Source organism: Streptomyces deserti (genome assembly GCF_054782695.1).
Genome location: NZ_BAAGRZ010000014.1, coordinates 1 through 14,672 on the forward strand (window position 1 = coordinate 1; position 14,672 = coordinate 14,672).

The 14,672-nt window shown below is 71.3% G+C and carries 12 protein-coding genes and 1 pseudogene; 3 read left to right on the top strand and 10 right to left on the bottom strand.

The window, feature by feature from the left end:
- Nucleotides 1-422: 422 nt before the first annotated feature.
- Nucleotides 423-1,430, bottom strand: coding sequence for a stage II sporulation protein M (locus tag ACYVMZ_RS22505; RefSeq protein ID WP_461082418.1), 1,008 nt, complete (start codon nt 1,428-1,430; stop codon nt 423-425).
- Nucleotides 1,431-1,555: 125 nt separating this feature from the next.
- Here ACYVMZ_RS22505 and ACYVMZ_RS22510 point away from each other — a divergent pair, with 125 nt between their 5' ends.
- Nucleotides 1,556-2,575 (top strand): RDD family protein, encoded by a 1,020-nt coding sequence (locus ACYVMZ_RS22510; protein WP_461082420.1) that lies wholly within the window; start codon nt 1,556-1,558, stop codon nt 2,573-2,575.
- 22 nt (nt 2,576-2,597) lie between these two features.
- Here ACYVMZ_RS22510 and ACYVMZ_RS22515 read toward each other — a convergent pair whose 3' ends face one another.
- Nucleotides 2,598-3,212 (bottom strand): hypothetical protein, encoded by a 615-nt coding sequence (locus tag ACYVMZ_RS22515; protein ID WP_461082422.1) that lies wholly within the window; start codon nt 3,210-3,212, stop codon nt 2,598-2,600.
- 150 nt (nt 3,213-3,362) lie between these two features.
- Nucleotides 3,363-4,820: an adenosylhomocysteinase gene (ahcY, locus tag ACYVMZ_RS22520; protein WP_461082424.1), complete on the bottom strand. Its 1,458-nt coding sequence runs from the start codon at nt 4,818-4,820 to the stop codon at nt 3,363-3,365.
- 347 nt (nt 4,821-5,167) lie between these two features.
- Between ahcY and lepB the strand changes: the two genes are divergently transcribed.
- Nucleotides 5,168-5,842, top strand: a complete 675-nt coding sequence (gene lepB / locus ACYVMZ_RS22525) for a signal peptidase I (RefSeq protein ID WP_461082426.1) — start codon at nt 5,168-5,170, stop codon at nt 5,840-5,842.
- Between the two features lie 140 nt (nt 5,843-5,982).
- On the opposite strand, the gene ACYVMZ_RS22530 is transcribed toward lepB, so the two are convergent.
- The 7 genes and pseudogenes from ACYVMZ_RS22530 to ACYVMZ_RS22560 form a co-directional block, all read right to left on the bottom strand.
- Nucleotides 5,983-6,963 carry a cation diffusion facilitator family transporter gene (locus ACYVMZ_RS22530; protein ID WP_461082428.1) on the bottom strand — a complete coding sequence of 327 codons (981 nt, stop codon included), beginning with the start codon at nt 6,961-6,963 and terminating at the stop codon, nt 5,983-5,985.
- Between the two features lie 145 nt (nt 6,964-7,108).
- Nucleotides 7,109-8,260, bottom strand: a complete 1,152-nt coding sequence (gene manA, locus ACYVMZ_RS22535; protein ID WP_461082430.1) for a mannose-6-phosphate isomerase, class I — start codon at nt 8,258-8,260, stop codon at nt 7,109-7,111.
- 92 nt (nt 8,261-8,352) lie between these two features.
- The gene (locus tag ACYVMZ_RS22540) at nt 8,353-9,480 is read right to left on the bottom strand and encodes an SIS domain-containing protein (protein ID WP_461082432.1); all 1,128 of its coding nucleotides are present in this window, start codon (nt 9,478-9,480) and stop codon (nt 8,353-8,355) included.
- A gap of 178 nt (nt 9,481-9,658) precedes the next feature.
- Nucleotides 9,659-9,829, bottom strand: coding sequence for a Trm112 family protein (locus tag ACYVMZ_RS22545; RefSeq protein WP_007382472.1), 171 nt, complete (start codon nt 9,827-9,829; stop codon nt 9,659-9,661).
- 294 nt (nt 9,830-10,123) lie between these two features.
- On the bottom strand, nt 10,124-11,488 hold the full coding sequence (locus ACYVMZ_RS22550) for a phosphomannomutase/phosphoglucomutase (protein WP_461082434.1): 1,365 nt from the start codon (nt 11,486-11,488) through the stop codon (nt 10,124-10,126).
- Between the two features lie 112 nt (nt 11,489-11,600).
- A pseudogene (locus tag ACYVMZ_RS22555) lies at nt 11,601-13,296 on the bottom strand (L-lactate permease).
- A 140-nt stretch (nt 13,297-13,436) separates the two neighbouring features.
- Nucleotides 13,437-13,859 carry a DUF3499 domain-containing protein gene (locus tag ACYVMZ_RS22560; RefSeq protein WP_461082436.1) on the bottom strand — a complete coding sequence of 141 codons (423 nt, stop codon included), beginning with the start codon at nt 13,857-13,859 and terminating at the stop codon, nt 13,437-13,439.
- 294 nt (nt 13,860-14,153) lie between these two features.
- Between ACYVMZ_RS22560 and ACYVMZ_RS22565 the strand changes: the two genes are divergently transcribed.
- Nucleotides 14,154-14,603 carry a metallopeptidase family protein gene (locus ACYVMZ_RS22565; protein ID WP_461082438.1) on the top strand — a complete coding sequence of 150 codons (450 nt, stop codon included), beginning with the start codon at nt 14,154-14,156 and terminating at the stop codon, nt 14,601-14,603.
- The last annotated feature ends 69 nt before the right edge of the window (nt 14,604-14,672 follow it).

Sequence of the window (14,672 nt, forward strand, 5' to 3'; positions counted from 1 at the left end):
GTTGAGTTCTCAAGGAACGGACGCTTCCTTCGTACTCACCCGAGAGACTCTCTCGCGGCTTTCCTCCGGGCGCTTCCCTTCGGTGCTTCCAACTCTATCAGATCCTTTCGGACCCGATTCCCAGTCGGCGGGATTCGCCTTTCGGCTGCCTTTCCAGGTTCCCGCTTCCGCGTTTCCCTTTCCGGCGCATCCGACTTTATCAGAGGTTTCAGACCGGACTGACCGGCCATCCATTTCCGATTCATCGGGAGGGCTTCTCTGAAATCACTGTTTCAAGAAGCAGATAGATGCTCACTGTTACCCCGGAGTGGGTGCTACCTCATCTCCAGGCAACTGTTCAAATCTACCTCCCCACCTGGTCCGTGTCAACGGCTCCCGTGGGGCGAAGAGGAGACTAGCAGCTCGGCAGAGGCGTCCGCACATCAGGCGGCCGTGGGCACCGTGGCGCTGCGCTCGGCGGTCTCGAGGTCGCCGGTCTCCCCGGTGCGGGCAGCACGTCCACCTAGGACGTAGACATAGGCCAGGAAGGCCAGCTCGGCGGCGACTCCGATGCTGATGCGGGCCCAGGTGGGCAGGCCGGATGGGGTGACGAAGCCTTCGATGGCGCCGGAGACGAAGAGGACCAGGGCCAGGCCGATCGCCATGCCGATGGCGGCTCGGCCCTCCTCCGCGAGGGCGGTTCGCCGGGTGCGTGGGCCTGGGTCGATGAGGGTCCAGCCGAGGCGCAGGCCGGTGCCGGCGGCCACGAAGACCGCTGTCAGTTCGAGGAGGCCGTGCGGGAGGACGAGGCCGAGGAAGGTGTCGAGGCGGCCGGCCGAGGACATCAGGCCGAAGCCGATGCCCAGGTTGAGCATGTTCTGGAAGAGGATCCACAGGACGGGCAGGCCCAGGAAGACGCCCAGGATGAGGCACAGGGCGGCGGCCCAGGCATTGTTCGTCCAGACCTGGGCGGCGAAGGACGCCGCGGGGTGGCTCGAGTAGTACGTCTCGTACTGGCCGCCGGGGCGAGTGAGCTCGCGCAGTTCACTGGGGGCGGCTATGGAGGACTGCACTTCGGGGTGGGCGCCGATCCACCAGCCGAGGAGGGCCGCGACTGCGGTGGACAGGAGCGCGGTGGGAACCCACCAGTGGCGCGACTTGTAGACGGCGGCCGGGAAGCCGTGGGCGAGGAAGCGGGTGGCATCGCGCCAGGAGGCGCGGCGGGTGCCTGTCACGGCGCTACGCGCGCGTGCCACCAGTTGACTGAGGCGGCCCGTGAGCTGCGGGTCGGGAGCGCTGGACTGGATGAGGGAGAGATGGGTGGCGGTGCGCTGGTAGAGGGCGACGAGTTCGTCGGTTTCGGCGCCGGTGAGGCGGCGCTGGCGGCGGAGCAGGGCGTCGAGGCGGTCCCACTCCGCTCGGTGGGCGGAGACGAAGACGTCGAGGTCCATCGGTGTGCCTGCTCCTCGGCTGTGCGTCGGCTCGTCGTGGATCAGCTTGTCGTACTGCGGCGCGCTGCGCCCTCAGCTTGGCAGACTGGCCTTGTCGGGGGCAGGCCAGGGGAAGGGCGGCGGGCGTGAGTGAGCTGGTGACGGGCGAGGCGGTGGCGTTGGAGCTGCGCCCCGCGAGGCTGCCCAGCAGGGCGCTGGCCGTGTTGCTCGATCTGGTGGTGGCCGTGGCGGTCTACGTCGCCGTGACCATCGCTCTGGTGGCTGCCACCGCTTCACTGGACGAGGCGGCGCAGACGGCTCTGTCGATCGCGTCGTTCGTCCTGCTGCTGGTGGGCGGGCCGATCGCGGTCGAGACGCTCAGTCATGGGCGGTCGCTCGGGAAGATGGCGTGTGGGCTGCGCGTGGTGCGGGACGACGGTGGGCCGATCCGGTTCCGGCATGCGCTGGTGCGGGGCTTGATCGGGGTGATCGAGATCCTGATGACGTTCGGGGTCGTGGCCTGCATCGCCTCGCTCGTGTCGGCGCGCGGGCGGCGGCTCGGGGATGTTTTCGCCGGGACTCTGGTCGTACGGGAGCGGGTGCCGGTCGCGCGGACCGGGTTCGTGCCGCCGCCTCCGCCCTGGTTGGCCGGGCGGTTTGCGGGGCTCGACCTGTCGGCGGTGCCCGACGGTCTGTGGCTGGCCATACGCCAGTACCTGACGCGGATGCAGCAGCTGGACCCGCAGGTGGGGTGGGCCATGGCGGAGCGGCTGGCCTCCGATCTGGCGGATCGTACGGGCGCTCCGGTCCCGCAGGATGTTCCGCCGCCGGCGTATCTGGCGGCCGTGGTGCAGGAGCGGCAGGCGCGGGAGGCGCGGCGGGCCCTCCGGGATGAGGGGGGTGCAGGCGGCGCGACCGGCGTGGGGGCGGAGTACGCGTCCGAGGCGCCGGGAGCGTACGCGCCGCCGGTCATGCCGGCCGCTTCGACGTCTGCGTGGACTGGCGGACCTGCCGTACCGCACACCGCCGGAAGCGGGATTCCGCGGTCTGCCGAGTCCGGCACGGGCGCGGATCCGGCCGGTGGTCAGGGCGAGGGCGGGCCCGCTGCGCCGCAGGACGGGCGGGCGGCCGACCGGCCTGCCACCGGGTTCGCGCCGCCGGCGTAGATCCGCCCGGCTCGCCGCTCCGTCAGGGGAACACCGACGGCGGTGATTCCAGGTCTTCCAGTTCGATGCCGGGGGCTGCCAGGACCACGTCGCCGGCGATGTGCACGGTGTGCTGCTCACCCGTGTCCAGGGCTGTGACCTGGTATTCGTCCACGATCAGAGGGCCGTTGTCAGTGGCGTGTGCTTCTCTTTTCCGCAAGGCCCAGGACTGGTCCACGGTGCGCGGGGCGAGGACCGGGTCGGTGAAGGCGACGAGGCGTACGCGGGTGGCCGAGTCGGAGGGGGTGAGGCGCAGGAGTCGGGTGGTGGCGATGAGGAAGGCCGGGGACGTGCCGGTGAAGGCATGGGCGCGCACATTGCCTTCGGTGGCTTCCGTTCCCGTGGGGTCGGTGCGGACCCAGGTGACGCCGTCGAGGGCGGCGCCGCGCACCTGCCAGTTCGCGGCGTGCAGTTCGAGGCGAATGGGGCGGCCGAGTTCGTCGAGGGTGAGGTCGACGGAGCCGCGGTGATCGCCCGAGGGGGTGGTCAGCTGGGAGACGTAGCGCCAGCCGGACGGGCCGGTGGCGCACTGGAAGTGTTCGTCTGCGAGGGGGGTGTGATCGTGCGGATCGTGGAGCGAATAGCGGCCGCGGGGCATGGAGGTCCTGGGTCTTGACGGGCTGGTCCGGCCGGATGCGCTGGTCCGGTCAAAGGGGCAGGCCCCCGGCACGGGGGTGCGGGGGCCTGCCACGGAGGACCTGCTGCTGAGGGGCGCGTCGGTGCACGGACGCGCCCACAACAGGCCGGCTCAGTAGCGGTAGTGGTCCGGCTTGTACGGGCCCTCGACCTTCACGCCGATGTACTCGGCCTGCTCGGGGCGGAGCGTGGTCAGCTTCACGCCGAGCGCGTCGAGGTGGAGGCGGGCGACCTTCTCGTCGAGGTGCTTGGGCAGCACGTAGACGCCGATCGGGTACGCGTCGGTCTTGGTGAACAGCTCGATCTGGGCGATGGTCTGGTTCGCGAAGCTGTTGGACATCACGAACGACGGGTGACCGGTGGCGTTGCCCAGGTTCAGCAGGCGGCCCTCGGAGAGGACGATGATCTTCTTGCCGTCGGGGAAGGTCCAGGTGTGGACCTGCGGCTTGATCTCGTCCTTGACGATGCCGGGGACCTTGGCGAGGCCGGCCATGTCGATCTCGTTGTCGAAGTGGCCGATGTTGCCGACGATGGCCTGGTGCTTCATCTTGGCCATGTCCGAGGCCATGATGATGTCCTTGTTGCCGGTCGTGGTGATGAAGATGTCGGCCGTCTCGACGACCTCGTCGAGGGTCGTGACCTGGTAGCCGTCCATCGCGGCCTGGAGGGCGCAGATCGGGTCGATCTCGGTGACGATCACGCGGGCGCCCTGTCCGCGCAGGGACTCCGCGCAGCCCTTGCCCACGTCGCCGTAGCCGCAGACGACCGCGGTCTTGCCGCCGATCAGCGTGTCGGTGGCGCGGTTGATGCCGTCGATCAGGGAGTGGCGGCAGCCGTACTTGTTGTCGAACTTCGACTTGGTGACGGCGTCGTTGACGTTGATCGCCGGGAACAGGAGGGTGCCTTCGCGCTGCATCTCGTACAGGCGGTGGACACCGGTGGTGGTCTCCTCGGTGACGCCGCGGATCTCGGACGCCAGCTGGGTCCACTTCTGCGGGTTCTCGCTGAGGGTGCGGGTCAGCAGTTCGAGGATGACGCGGTGCTCGTCGGACTCGGCGGTGTCGGGCGAGGGGACCTTGCCGTCCTTCTCGTACTCGACGCCCTTGTGGACGAGGAGGGTGGCGTCGCCGCCGTCGTCCAGGATCATGTTCGGGCCGCCGGTGGGGCTGTCCGGCCAGGTCAGGGCCTGCTCGGTGCACCACCAGTACTCCTCCAGGGTCTCGCCCTTCCAGGCGAAGACCGGGATGCCCTGGGGGTTGTCGGGGGTGCCGTTCGGGCCGACGGCGATGGCGGCCGCGGCGTGGTCCTGGGTGGAGAAGATGTTGCAGGACGCCCAGCGGACCTGGGCGCCCAGGGCGGCCAGGGTCTCGATGAGGACGGCGGTCTGCACGGTCATGTGCAGGGAGCCGGTGATGCGGGCGCCGGCGAGGGGCTGGGCCTCGGCGTACTCCTTGCGGATCGCCATCAGGCCCGGCATCTCGTGCTCGGCGAGGGTGATCTCCTTGCGGCCGAACTCGGCCAGGGAGAGGTCGGCGACCTTGAAGTCCTGTCGCTTGTCGACAGTCGTCATTACGAGCTGCTCCTCGGGGTTGGGTCGAGGTGGGTACGGCTGATCTGCGCGGCGGCGGACACAGGGGTGCCCGAAGAGGGCACAGGCATGCCCGCGTACGCGCAGCGCAGTCCGTCGGAGGCCCTCTCTCCCTCGGCCGGCCAACGTCGGGGCCGCCCGACCGCCATCAGCAGCGACGTCTGGCTCCGTCCCAAGCTACACCGGACGCCCCCGCCATCCCCAGTCCGCCTCCGAACACATCAGGACGATCACGAAACGTGCAGGAGGTCCGCTCGGGTGGCACGGAGAGTTCACGGTCGGCCGCTACCCTCTGCCGCCGCGGATGGGCCGCGTGGGGAGGGTGAGGGATGGGGACGGTACGGAAACTCGCGGTCCTGGCGGGGGTGTTCGGGGCGTTCGGGCTCGTGCTGGCGAGCGGGTGCGTCGTGGTTCTGGTGACGGGCTACGCGGCGAGGACGGTGGCGAGCGACAGCATGGCGCCGTCCTACGCGGCCGGGGAGCGGGTCGTCTTCGCGCGGGTCGGTGGGGACGAGGTGCGGCGCGGCGATGTGGTGCTGTTCAGCGCGCGGGAGCGGTACGGTTTCGACGCGGGGGTCATGCAGCGGGTCGTCGGCGTGGGCGGTGATCGTGTGGCGTGCTGCGCGGGCGCGGGTACGGCCGGCGAGCGGATCACGATCAATGGGAAGCCGCTGGATGAGCCGTACGTGGCGGACGGGGTCGCCGACGGGCTGCGGCGGCCGTACGACGTGCAGGTGCCCGAGGGGCGGTCGTTCCTGCTCGGTGACCACCGGACGAACTCGATGGACTCGCGGTTCTTCAGTCAGGACCAGGGTGGGACGGTGCCCGTCGGCGCTGTGCGGGGCAGGGTGATCGACGACTGGACCGGGCCGGCGCTGCTCGCGTCGGGTGCGTTGCTCGGGCTGGTCGCCTCGCTCGCCGGGCTGGGGCTCGCGATCGCCGCCGTGGTCGTACGGCGGCGGAGGGCGGCGGCCGCGGCGGCGCCGTGGCCGGTGCGGGTCTGACGGGTGGCAGGCGGCAGGCAGCGGGCAGAAGGCAGAAGGCAGAAGGCAGAAGGCAGCGGGCAGCGGGCAGCGGGCAGCGGGCAGCGGCGAACGGACGGGGCCCGCCGAAAGTTCGGCGGGCCCCGTGGGCGTAGTGGGGGTCAGTGTGCCTCGGGGTGCGGGGCGGGGCCGCCGGGGCTCGCCTCGCGGTCGGGGCCCTTGACCGCCTCGGTCTCGCTGTAGATGTCCGGCTCGAGGTAGATCACGCGGGCGATCGGGACAGCCTCGCGGATGCGGGTCTCGGCGGCGTTGATGGCGGAGGCGACCTCGGCGGCCGTGTCCTCGTGCTGGACGGCGATCTTGGCGGCGACCAGCAGCTCCTCGGGGCCGAGGTGGAGCGTGCGCATGTGGATGATGCGGGTGACCGTGTCGCCGTCGACGATGGCGGCCTCGATCTTGTGGACCTCCTCGACGCCCGCCGCCTCGCCGAGCAGCAGCGACTTGGTCTCCACGGCGAGGACCAGGGCGATCAGGATGAGCAGGACGCCGATGCAGATCGTGCCGATGCCGTCCCAGACGGCGTCGCCGGTGGCCAGGGCCATGCACACGCCGCCCAGCGCCAGGATCAGGCCGACGAGCGCGCCGAGGTCCTCCAGGAGGACCACCGGCAGCTCGGGGGCCTTGGCGTGGCGGACGAACTCCTTCCACGAGCGCTTGCCGCGCAGGAGGTTGGACTCCTTGATGGCGGTGCGGAAGGAGAAGGTCTCGGCGATGATCGCGAAGACGAGTACGCCGACCGGCCAGTACCAGTGCGTCAGTTCGTGCGGGTGCTTGATCTTCTCGTAGCCCTCGTAGAGGGCGAACATGCCGCCGACCGAGAACAGGACGATGGAGACGAGGAAGGCGTAGATGTAGCGCTCGCGGCCGTAGCCGAAGGGGTGCTGCGGGGTGGCCTCGCGCTTCGCCTTCTTGCCGCCGACCAGCAGCAGTGCCTGGTTGCCGGAGTCGGCGACCGAGTGCACGGACTCGGCGAGCATCGACGACGAGCCACTGAAGATGAACGCCACGAACTTCGCTACCGCGATCGCGAGGTTGGCGACCAGTGCCGCCACGATCGCCTTGGTGCCGCCTGACGCGCTCATGTGTTCGCGTTGTCCCTTCGTACGCCGTTTCCGGGCTCTGTCGTACGCCGTCGTACGCCGTCCCGGACATTGCCCGTGCTTGACGGTGGGCCATTGTTGCAGCCCGGTCGGGCAGCGGTATGTCAGGTAGCCGTCATGGGGACATTCATGCGACCACGGTGGCGCGGAAGAGGGTGCCGGTGCCGGACACTTCGGCCTTTTCGCCTGCGGGGACGAAGACGGACCGGCCCGGGTTCAGCTCGTGCTCCCCCGCCCGTACGGTGCCGGCGGTGCAGAGCAGGATCTGAGCGGTCGCGAGGGTGAGGTCGTGGGCGGCGGCGCCGGGCGGGAGGACGTACCGGGAGAGCCGGAACTCGTCGATCGGGGTCTCGTAGACCTCCTCGCCGTCGGGGGACGCCTCGGGGCGCAGCACGCCGGGGTCGCTCGGCTCGAAGCGGACGATGCGCAGGAGTTCGGGGACGTCGACGTGCTTGGGGGTCAGGCCGCAGCGCAGGACGTTGTCGGAGTTGGCCATGATCTCGACGCCGAGGCCGCTCAGGTAGGCGTGCGGGACGCCGGCGCCGAGGAACAGGGCCTCGCCGGGCTGGAGCCGGACGTGGTTGAGCAGCATGGCGGCGATGACGCCGGGGTCGCCCGGGTAGTGGTGGGCGATGTCGGCGTACGGGGTGTAGGCGCCGCCGAGGCGGGTGCAGGCGGCCGCGGCCTCGGCGACGGTGCGGGCCATCTCCTCGGGGTCGGCGCTGAGGATCGCCGTGAGGACCTCGCGCAGCGCCGCGTCCTCGGGATGGGCGTGCAGCAGGTCGACGTACGGCTTGAGGGAGTCGACGCCGAGGTCGTCGAGCAGGCCGGCGGCCTGGAGTGGGTCGCGGAAGCCGCACAGGCCGTCGAACTCGGTCAGCGCGCAGATCAATTCCGGCTTGTGGTTGGCGTCCTTGTAGTTGCGGTGCGGGGCGCCGACGGGGATGCCGCGGCGCTCCTCGTCCTCGTATCCCTGCTTCGCCTGCTCCCGGTCGGGGTGCACCTGGAGGGAGAGCGGGGCTCCGGCGGCCAGGATCTTGAGGAGGAAGGGCAGGCGAGGGCCGAACTTGGCGACCGACGCCGGTCCGAGTTCCTTCTCGGGGTCCGCGTCGATGACCTCGACGAGCGTGCCCCGGTCGGTGCGCGAGGGTGCGCCCGGGTGGGCGCCCATCCACATCTCCGCCTGCGGCTCGCCGGTCGGTTCGACGCCGAGCAGATGCGGGATGGCGGTGGGGGAACCCCAGGCGTAGGGGCGGATGGTGTTGTCGAGGCGGTCCATGGGGTTCTCTCTGCGGGTTCTGTGTGCGTACGCGCGCATGCGGTGGTTTCGGCGGGCCTACGACGGTCAGGGTCAGGGCGTCGTGGGCAAGGTCAAGCCCTCGAAGCGAGCGCCAGGTAAACGGCGGCGAAATCCGTCATGGCGATCAGTTCCGCGAGGGTCTCCAGTTCGTCGCCCGCCTCCGGCTCCAGCTCGCTGATCGGCGTGTCGTGGCTGAGGGCCAGGTCGCGGGCGGTCGGGGCGGCGGTGAGGTCGCCGATCGGGCGGTCGCGGAGCAGGACCACGCGCGCGTGCAGGGCGGGCGGCTCCTCGACGCGGTCGCGGAAGAAGTCCTCGGGGTCGGCGCCGGCAGCGAGAGGGCCGGCGAGCAGGGCGCTGTGCGCGGCAAGCGCCTCGGGCAGTTCGGCGACGACCGCGGGGGTGCCGGACAGTTCGGCGAGCGCGGCGGCGAAACGGCGGCCGGCCGGGCCGGCCGAGATGCCCTCGGTCCACACGATCGGGAGGGCGTCGGCGAGCTCGGCGGCCAGGGTCTTGGCGGGGTTGCTGTATGTCGCGATGGCGGGCCCGCAGCGTTCGGCGATGTGGTCGAGGCGGTCGGCGACCTTCTCGATCGCGTCGGGCGGGGCCGCGAGCAGGCCGGTGCGGTCCAGGAGCGCGAGGAACGGGGTCAGCAGCGCCCACAGCACGCCGGGCGCGGACGCGGCGAGCGGCTCGTCCTGGTCGTACGGGGCGGTGGCCATCGGGACGAACAGGCCGTGCGAGCCGTGCAGGGCGTCGGCGAGCGGGGAGCGGGACGGGGCGACGGCGACGACGGTGCAGCCGCGGCGGTAGGCCTGCTCGGCAAGGAGCGCCAGGCCCGGTTCGGAGCCGTCGGGCGTCGCGATCAGGAGCAGGTCGACGGAGCCGGCCCAGCCGGGCAGTTCCCAGCGCAGGGCGCCCGCGGCGGGGGCGACGCCGGTGGGGGCGAGGCGGGTGACGGGGCTGCCGGCGCCGGCGAGGGTGCCGAGCAGGTCCGCGGTGTGGGTGGCGGCGGCGCCGGGGCCCGCGATGAGGACGGCGCGGGGGCGGCCGTCGGGTTTGAGGTCGTTGATGCCGGCCTCGGCACAGTGCCGGGCTGCGGTGCGGACCCGGGCACCGGCCTCTGCGGCGCCACGGAGCAGGCCACGGTGGTCGGCCTGGGCGAGGCCCTCCGGGGAGTCGAGCAGCGATTCGTCGAGCATGGGCGGGCGCCTCCGATGGCCGGGGTCCGTTACGACGTGTCCGTTACGACGGTGTCCGTTGCGCCGGTTGTGTATGCACCGGGCGCCGGGCCGGATGGGTTCGCACCGGGCGCGTGAACGGGGTGAGGGCGCCGGGTGTGTGCCCTGCGGGTGGTGGCACCGGGTGTGCGCCGGGGCGTTACGCGGGGCGGCGGGCCTCGTCGACGAGGAGGACGGGGATGCCGTCGCGGACGGGGTACGCCAGGCCGCAGTCCTGGCCGGTGCAGATCAGCTCGGTGTCCTGCTCCTTGAGGGGGGCGTGGCAGGCCGGGCAGGCGAGGATCTCCAGGAGGCCGGCTTCGAGCGGCATGGGGGTTCCCTTCGAGGGCGGGTGTGCGCGTGTGGCTGTGGTGTTGTCCGTGTGCTGTGCGGATGTGCCTGGTCAGGGTACCGCCGGTGGGGGTGGGATGGCGGGGGTTGGGAGGGTCGGCTGGGGAGCTGGGCTGGGGCGGGTGTGTGGGTCGCCCCCGCCGCCCCTGCCCGTCCCATCCCGAGGGGCTCCGCCCCTTCGACCCCGCAGGGCGCTCGCCCCCCTGGCCCCCCGGCCTCGCCCGCCCACCACCCGGATCGGTTGGCCAGAGGGGCGAGGCAAGGTGTGGGGCTCTCAGCCTCTGATGATGGCCAGGGCCTCGTCGCGGATCTTGGTCATCGTCGTCTCGTCGCGTGCCTCCGCGTTCAGACGCAGCAGCGGTTCCGTGTTGGAGGGGCGGACGTTGAACCACCAGTCGGCGGAGGTGACCGTGAGGCCGTCCAGTTCGTCCAGTTCGATGCCCTCACGGCCCTCGTACGCGGCGCGGATGGCGGCGAGGCGGTCGGCCTGGTCGGCGACCGTGGAGTTGATCTCGCCGGAGCCCACGTAACGGTCGTACTGGGCGACCAGGCCGGACAGCGGGCCGTCCTGGCCGCCGAGGGCCGCCAGGACGTGCAGGGCGGCCAGCATGCCGGTGTCGGCGTTCCAGAAGTCGCGGAAGTAGTAGTGCGCGGAGTGTTCGCCGCCGAAGATGGCGCCGGTGCGGGCCATCTCCGCCTTGATGAAGGAGTGGCCCACGCGCGTGCGTACCGGTGTGCCGCCGTTCTCCTTTACGACCTCCGGGACCGACCAGGACGTGATCAGGTTGTGGATGATCGTGCCCCTGCCGCCGTGCCTGGCCAGCTCGCGGGAGGCCACCAAGGCGGTGATCACCGACGGGGAGACCGGGTCGCCGTGCTCGTCGACGACGAAGCAGCGGTCCGCGTCGCCGTCGAAGGCGATGCCGAGGTCGGCGCCCTCCTCACGGACCCGCTTCTGCAGGTCGACGAGGTTGGCCGGGTCGAGCGGGTTTGCCTCGTGGTTGGGGAAGGTGCCGTCCAGCTCGAAGTACATGGGGACGAGGTCGACGGGCAGGCCGGAGAGGACCGTCGGGACCGTGTGGCCCCCCATGCCGTTGCCCGCGTCGACGACGACCTTCAGGGGGCGGATGGAGGTGAGGTCGACGAGGGAGCGCAGGTGTGCCGCGTAGTCGTCCAACGTGTCGCGCTGCGTGATCGTTCCCCGGTGGGTGACCGGCTCGGGCGCGCCCGACTCGCTCCAGCGCTCGACGAGTTCGCGGATCTCGGCCAGGCCGGAGTCCTGGCCGACCGGGGCGGCGCCCATACGGCACATCTTGATGCCGTTGTACTGGGCCGGGTTGTGCGAGGCCGTGAACATCGCGCCCGGCAGGTTCAGCGCGCCCGAGGCGTAGTAGAGCTGGTCGGTCGAGCACAGGCCGATCTCGGTCACGTCGGCGCCCCGTGCCGTCGCCCCGCGCGCGAAGGCGCGCGACAAGCCGGGGGACGAGGGCCGCATGTCGTGCCCGACCACGATGGCGCTCGCGCCGGTCACCTGGACGAAGGCGGCCCCGAAGAGCTCGGCCAGGGACTCGTCCCACTGGTCGGGGACGACACCGCGTACGTCGTACGCCTTCACGACCTGCGACAGATCAGCAGCCACGGCCAGCCTTCCTTGAAGTCCTATCGGTCATCCCAAACTACCCGCACCCGCTGACACTCCGCTGTCCGTCCGCCGAGCGGACCACGAGACGTAACCTCAGGTCAGGGCAGCATCAGCTCAGGACCGGCGTGCTCTGCCCGACGACGACCAGGCACATCACCAGCAGCAGCCCCAGGCTCCACGGCAGCACCTCGCGCAGCAAGTCCCCCTCGCGGCCCGCCAGTCCGACGGCCGCGCAGGCGATGGTGAGGTTCTGCGGGGAGATCATCTTGCCGAGCACACCACCAGAACTGTTGGCGGCGGCCAGGAGTTCCGGCGACAGCCCGGACTCGCGGGCGGCGGTCACCTGCAGGGCGCCGAAGAGCGCGTTGGCCGAGGTGTCCGACCCGGAGACGGCGACGCCGAACCAGCCCCGCACCGGTGACAGGAAGGCGAGCCCGGCTCCGGCCGCCGCGACCAAGTGGCCGATGGTCGCGGCCTGCCCGGAGAGGTTCATGACGTAGGCGAGTGCCAGGACGGAAGTGACCGCAGGATCGCGAACCGCAGCTCGTGCACGGTCGCCACCCACTCCTTGACCGCCACGCGCCCGTGCACCCCGATCACGGCCGCCGTGCCCACCCCGGCGAGCAGTACGAGCGTGCCGCCGGTGGAGACGACCGGCCAGGTGATGAGGTTGCCGCCGACCGGCTCACCCTCCGCGTCGGCCACGTTCAGGAAGGGCCAGTCGTAGGTCTGCGTGGCTCCGGCCAGCCAGTCCTTGACGGCCGGGATCTGCGCGACGGAGAAGATCGCGACGACGAGCGCGTAGGGAGCGTACGCGCGTACGACCTCCGGGCGCGGGTCGTGCTCGTCGAGTTCCTCACTGCGTACGCCGGTCAGCACGGACGCGCGTACGGACTCGGTCGCGGGCACGCGCGCGTGCGGGACGGCGACCAGGGCGCCCGCTCCCGCCAGGGCCGCTGCGATGACGGCGAGTTGCGCGGAGACGTGGTTGGCGGCGGCGAACTGGGCCACGGCGAAGGCCGCTCCGCAGGCCAGCGCGGGCACCCAGGTCTCGCGCAACCCGCGCCGCCCGTCCACGAGGCCGACCAGCACCAGGGGCACGACGAGGGCCAGCAGCGGTGTCTGGCGGCCCACCACGGAGGCCACGGAGTCCAGGGGCAGCCCGGTGACCTGGGCGAGCGTCACGACGGGCGTGCCCATCGCGCCGAAGGCCACCGGCGCGGTGTTGGCGACGAGCGCGACGACGGCGGCCCGCACCGGCTCGAAGCCGAGCGCGACGAGCATCACCGAACAGATCGCGACAGGCGCCCCGAACCCGGCGAGCGCCTCCAGCAGGGCACCGAAGCAGAAGGCGACGACGAGCGCCTGGATGCGCGGATCGTCGGACAGCCGCCCGAACGACCGGCGCAGGATGTCGAAGTGCCGGGTGCGGACGGTCATCCGGTACACCCACAGGGCGTTGACGACGATCCACAGGATGGGGAAGAGGCCGAAAGCGGCTCCCTGTGCGGCGCTGGAGCGCGTCTGGCCCAGCGGCATGCGGTACGCGAGCCAGGCCACGAGAACGGCGGCCAGCAGGCCCGTCAGCCCCGCTACTGATGATCTTCGCGTCGTGTCGCGCTGGTGCTGGCGATCGCCGCAGCTCAGGCGCGCGGTCGTCGGCGACATCACGCGGCGAAATTCAGTAAGTGCGCTTTCATGCGGACACCGCCGAGCAGCACCAGGACGAGCACGAGGGGCAGGGCCGCCACGAGGGCGGACAGGCCGAGCGAGCCGGCGACGGGTTCCCGTTGCTGCACGTACACGGACGCCTCCCCGGATTCCGTCATGCGAAAGCGATTTCTCGCACTCAACCGGAATGGTCGTGTCCGCGCCAATTCGGCGTCAATGGGCCCGTGACACCGGGCGCAGCGGAGAGGGATGGCCGTGCTCAGGGGGGCCGGGCTCAGTTGTCAGGCGACCGCAGGACCCGCAGATGCCCGCGCCGCGCGACCTCCATCGGGTCCGCCGCCCGCGCTGCGCCGCCGGCCCCGGCCGCGCGCCCCTGAGGGCGAGCAGCCTCGCGTACGGCGTTGGCAAGCGCTTCCAGGTCGTCACCGCTGGGCCGGGCCGGAGCCGAGCCGTCGAGGAGCCGGACGACCTCCCAGCCGCGCGGGGCGGTGAGGCGCTCGGAGTGCTCGGCGCACAGGTCGTAGCAGTGGGGTTCGGCGTAGGTGGCGAGCGGGCCGAGGACCGCGGTCGAGTCGGCGTAGACGTACGTCAGCGTCGCGACGGCGGGACGGCCGCAAGCGGTGCGCGAACAGCGACGTACAGGGCTCACGATGTTGGACGGTACCGCACTCTTGAGCGGGCCGCGACGACTCTCCACCAGGTCACTCCACCGTGTCGTGCTGTGAAACGCCCCACACACCCCTCCTGACCCGCCTCTCTGACCTGCCCGGACAGCCCCGTCCGGGATGCCGAACGATCCTGAAACCGGTCACCACTCGATACAAATCCCATCAATTGACTTGTTCTCGCCGGTCTCGGAGAGAACGGAAACGAGCCCAACCTTGGCTGGAATGGTCATGTAGCGACATGCCGTACGGGTCGGCGGGATGCGGTCCGGGTTGCCGTGCGGTGCCGGGCACGCGGGCGCGGCGGGGACTACCCTTCACCAGTGATGGACAACCCCGTAACGCCCCGTGCCGCCGGCCGCGGGCCCCGCCGCCGTGATCGCCACGGTCGGGGCATGCGCGGCCCGATCGCACCGCCGCAGGTGCCGCTCGCCGCGAGCCGCGCAGAGGCGTTCGCGGACCTGGTGCAGGACTCCGTGGAGCGCCTGGAGCGACGCTGGCCGCAGCTCGCCGACATCGATTTCCTCGTCCTTGAGGTGCCGCGGCTGGACGGGCCCGGCCAGGCATGGAGCGACGAGGCGGTTCCGCTCGGCGGCACGATTCCCGCGCGTGAGGGACGTCCGGCGCGGGTGGTGGTGTATCGGCGGCCGGTCGAGATCCGCACGAAGGGGAGGGACGAGCGGGCGGCGCTGGTGCACGAGGTCGTCGTGGAGCAGGTTGCCGAGTTGCTCGGGTTGACGCCGGAGACGGTGGATCCGCGGTACGGGGAGGACTGAGGGGCGGTTGGGGGGCGGGTTGTCTTGCCGCTGGTGCTTGCAGGTGCACGTTGCTGCGGCTGGGACGGG

Coding starts and splice junctions, on each gene's coding strand:
- ACYVMZ_RS22505 (WP_461082418.1), bottom strand. CDS start 1,430: ATGGACCTCGACGTCTTCGTCTCCGCCCACCGAGCGGAGTGGGACCGC.
- ACYVMZ_RS22515 (WP_461082422.1), bottom strand. CDS start 3,212: ATGCCCCGCGGCCGCTATTCGCTCCACGATCCGCACGATCACACCCCC.
- ahcY (WP_461082424.1), bottom strand. CDS start 4,820: ATGACGACTGTCGACAAGCGACAGGACTTCAAGGTCGCCGACCTCTCC.
- lepB (WP_461082426.1), top strand. CDS start 5,168: ATGGGGACGGTACGGAAACTCGCGGTCCTGGCGGGGGTGTTCGGGGCG.
- ACYVMZ_RS22530 (WP_461082428.1), bottom strand. CDS start 6,963: ATGAGCGCGTCAGGCGGCACCAAGGCGATCGTGGCGGCACTGGTCGCC.
- manA (WP_461082430.1), bottom strand. CDS start 8,260: ATGGACCGCCTCGACAACACCATCCGCCCCTACGCCTGGGGTTCCCCC.
- ACYVMZ_RS22540 (WP_461082432.1), bottom strand. CDS start 9,480: ATGCTCGACGAATCGCTGCTCGACTCCCCGGAGGGCCTCGCCCAGGCC.
- ACYVMZ_RS22545 (WP_007382472.1), bottom strand. CDS start 9,829: ATGCCGCTCGAAGCCGGCCTCCTGGAGATCCTCGCCTGCCCGGCCTGC.
- ACYVMZ_RS22565 (WP_461082438.1), top strand. CDS start 14,154: ATGGACAACCCCGTAACGCCCCGTGCCGCCGGCCGCGGGCCCCGCCGC.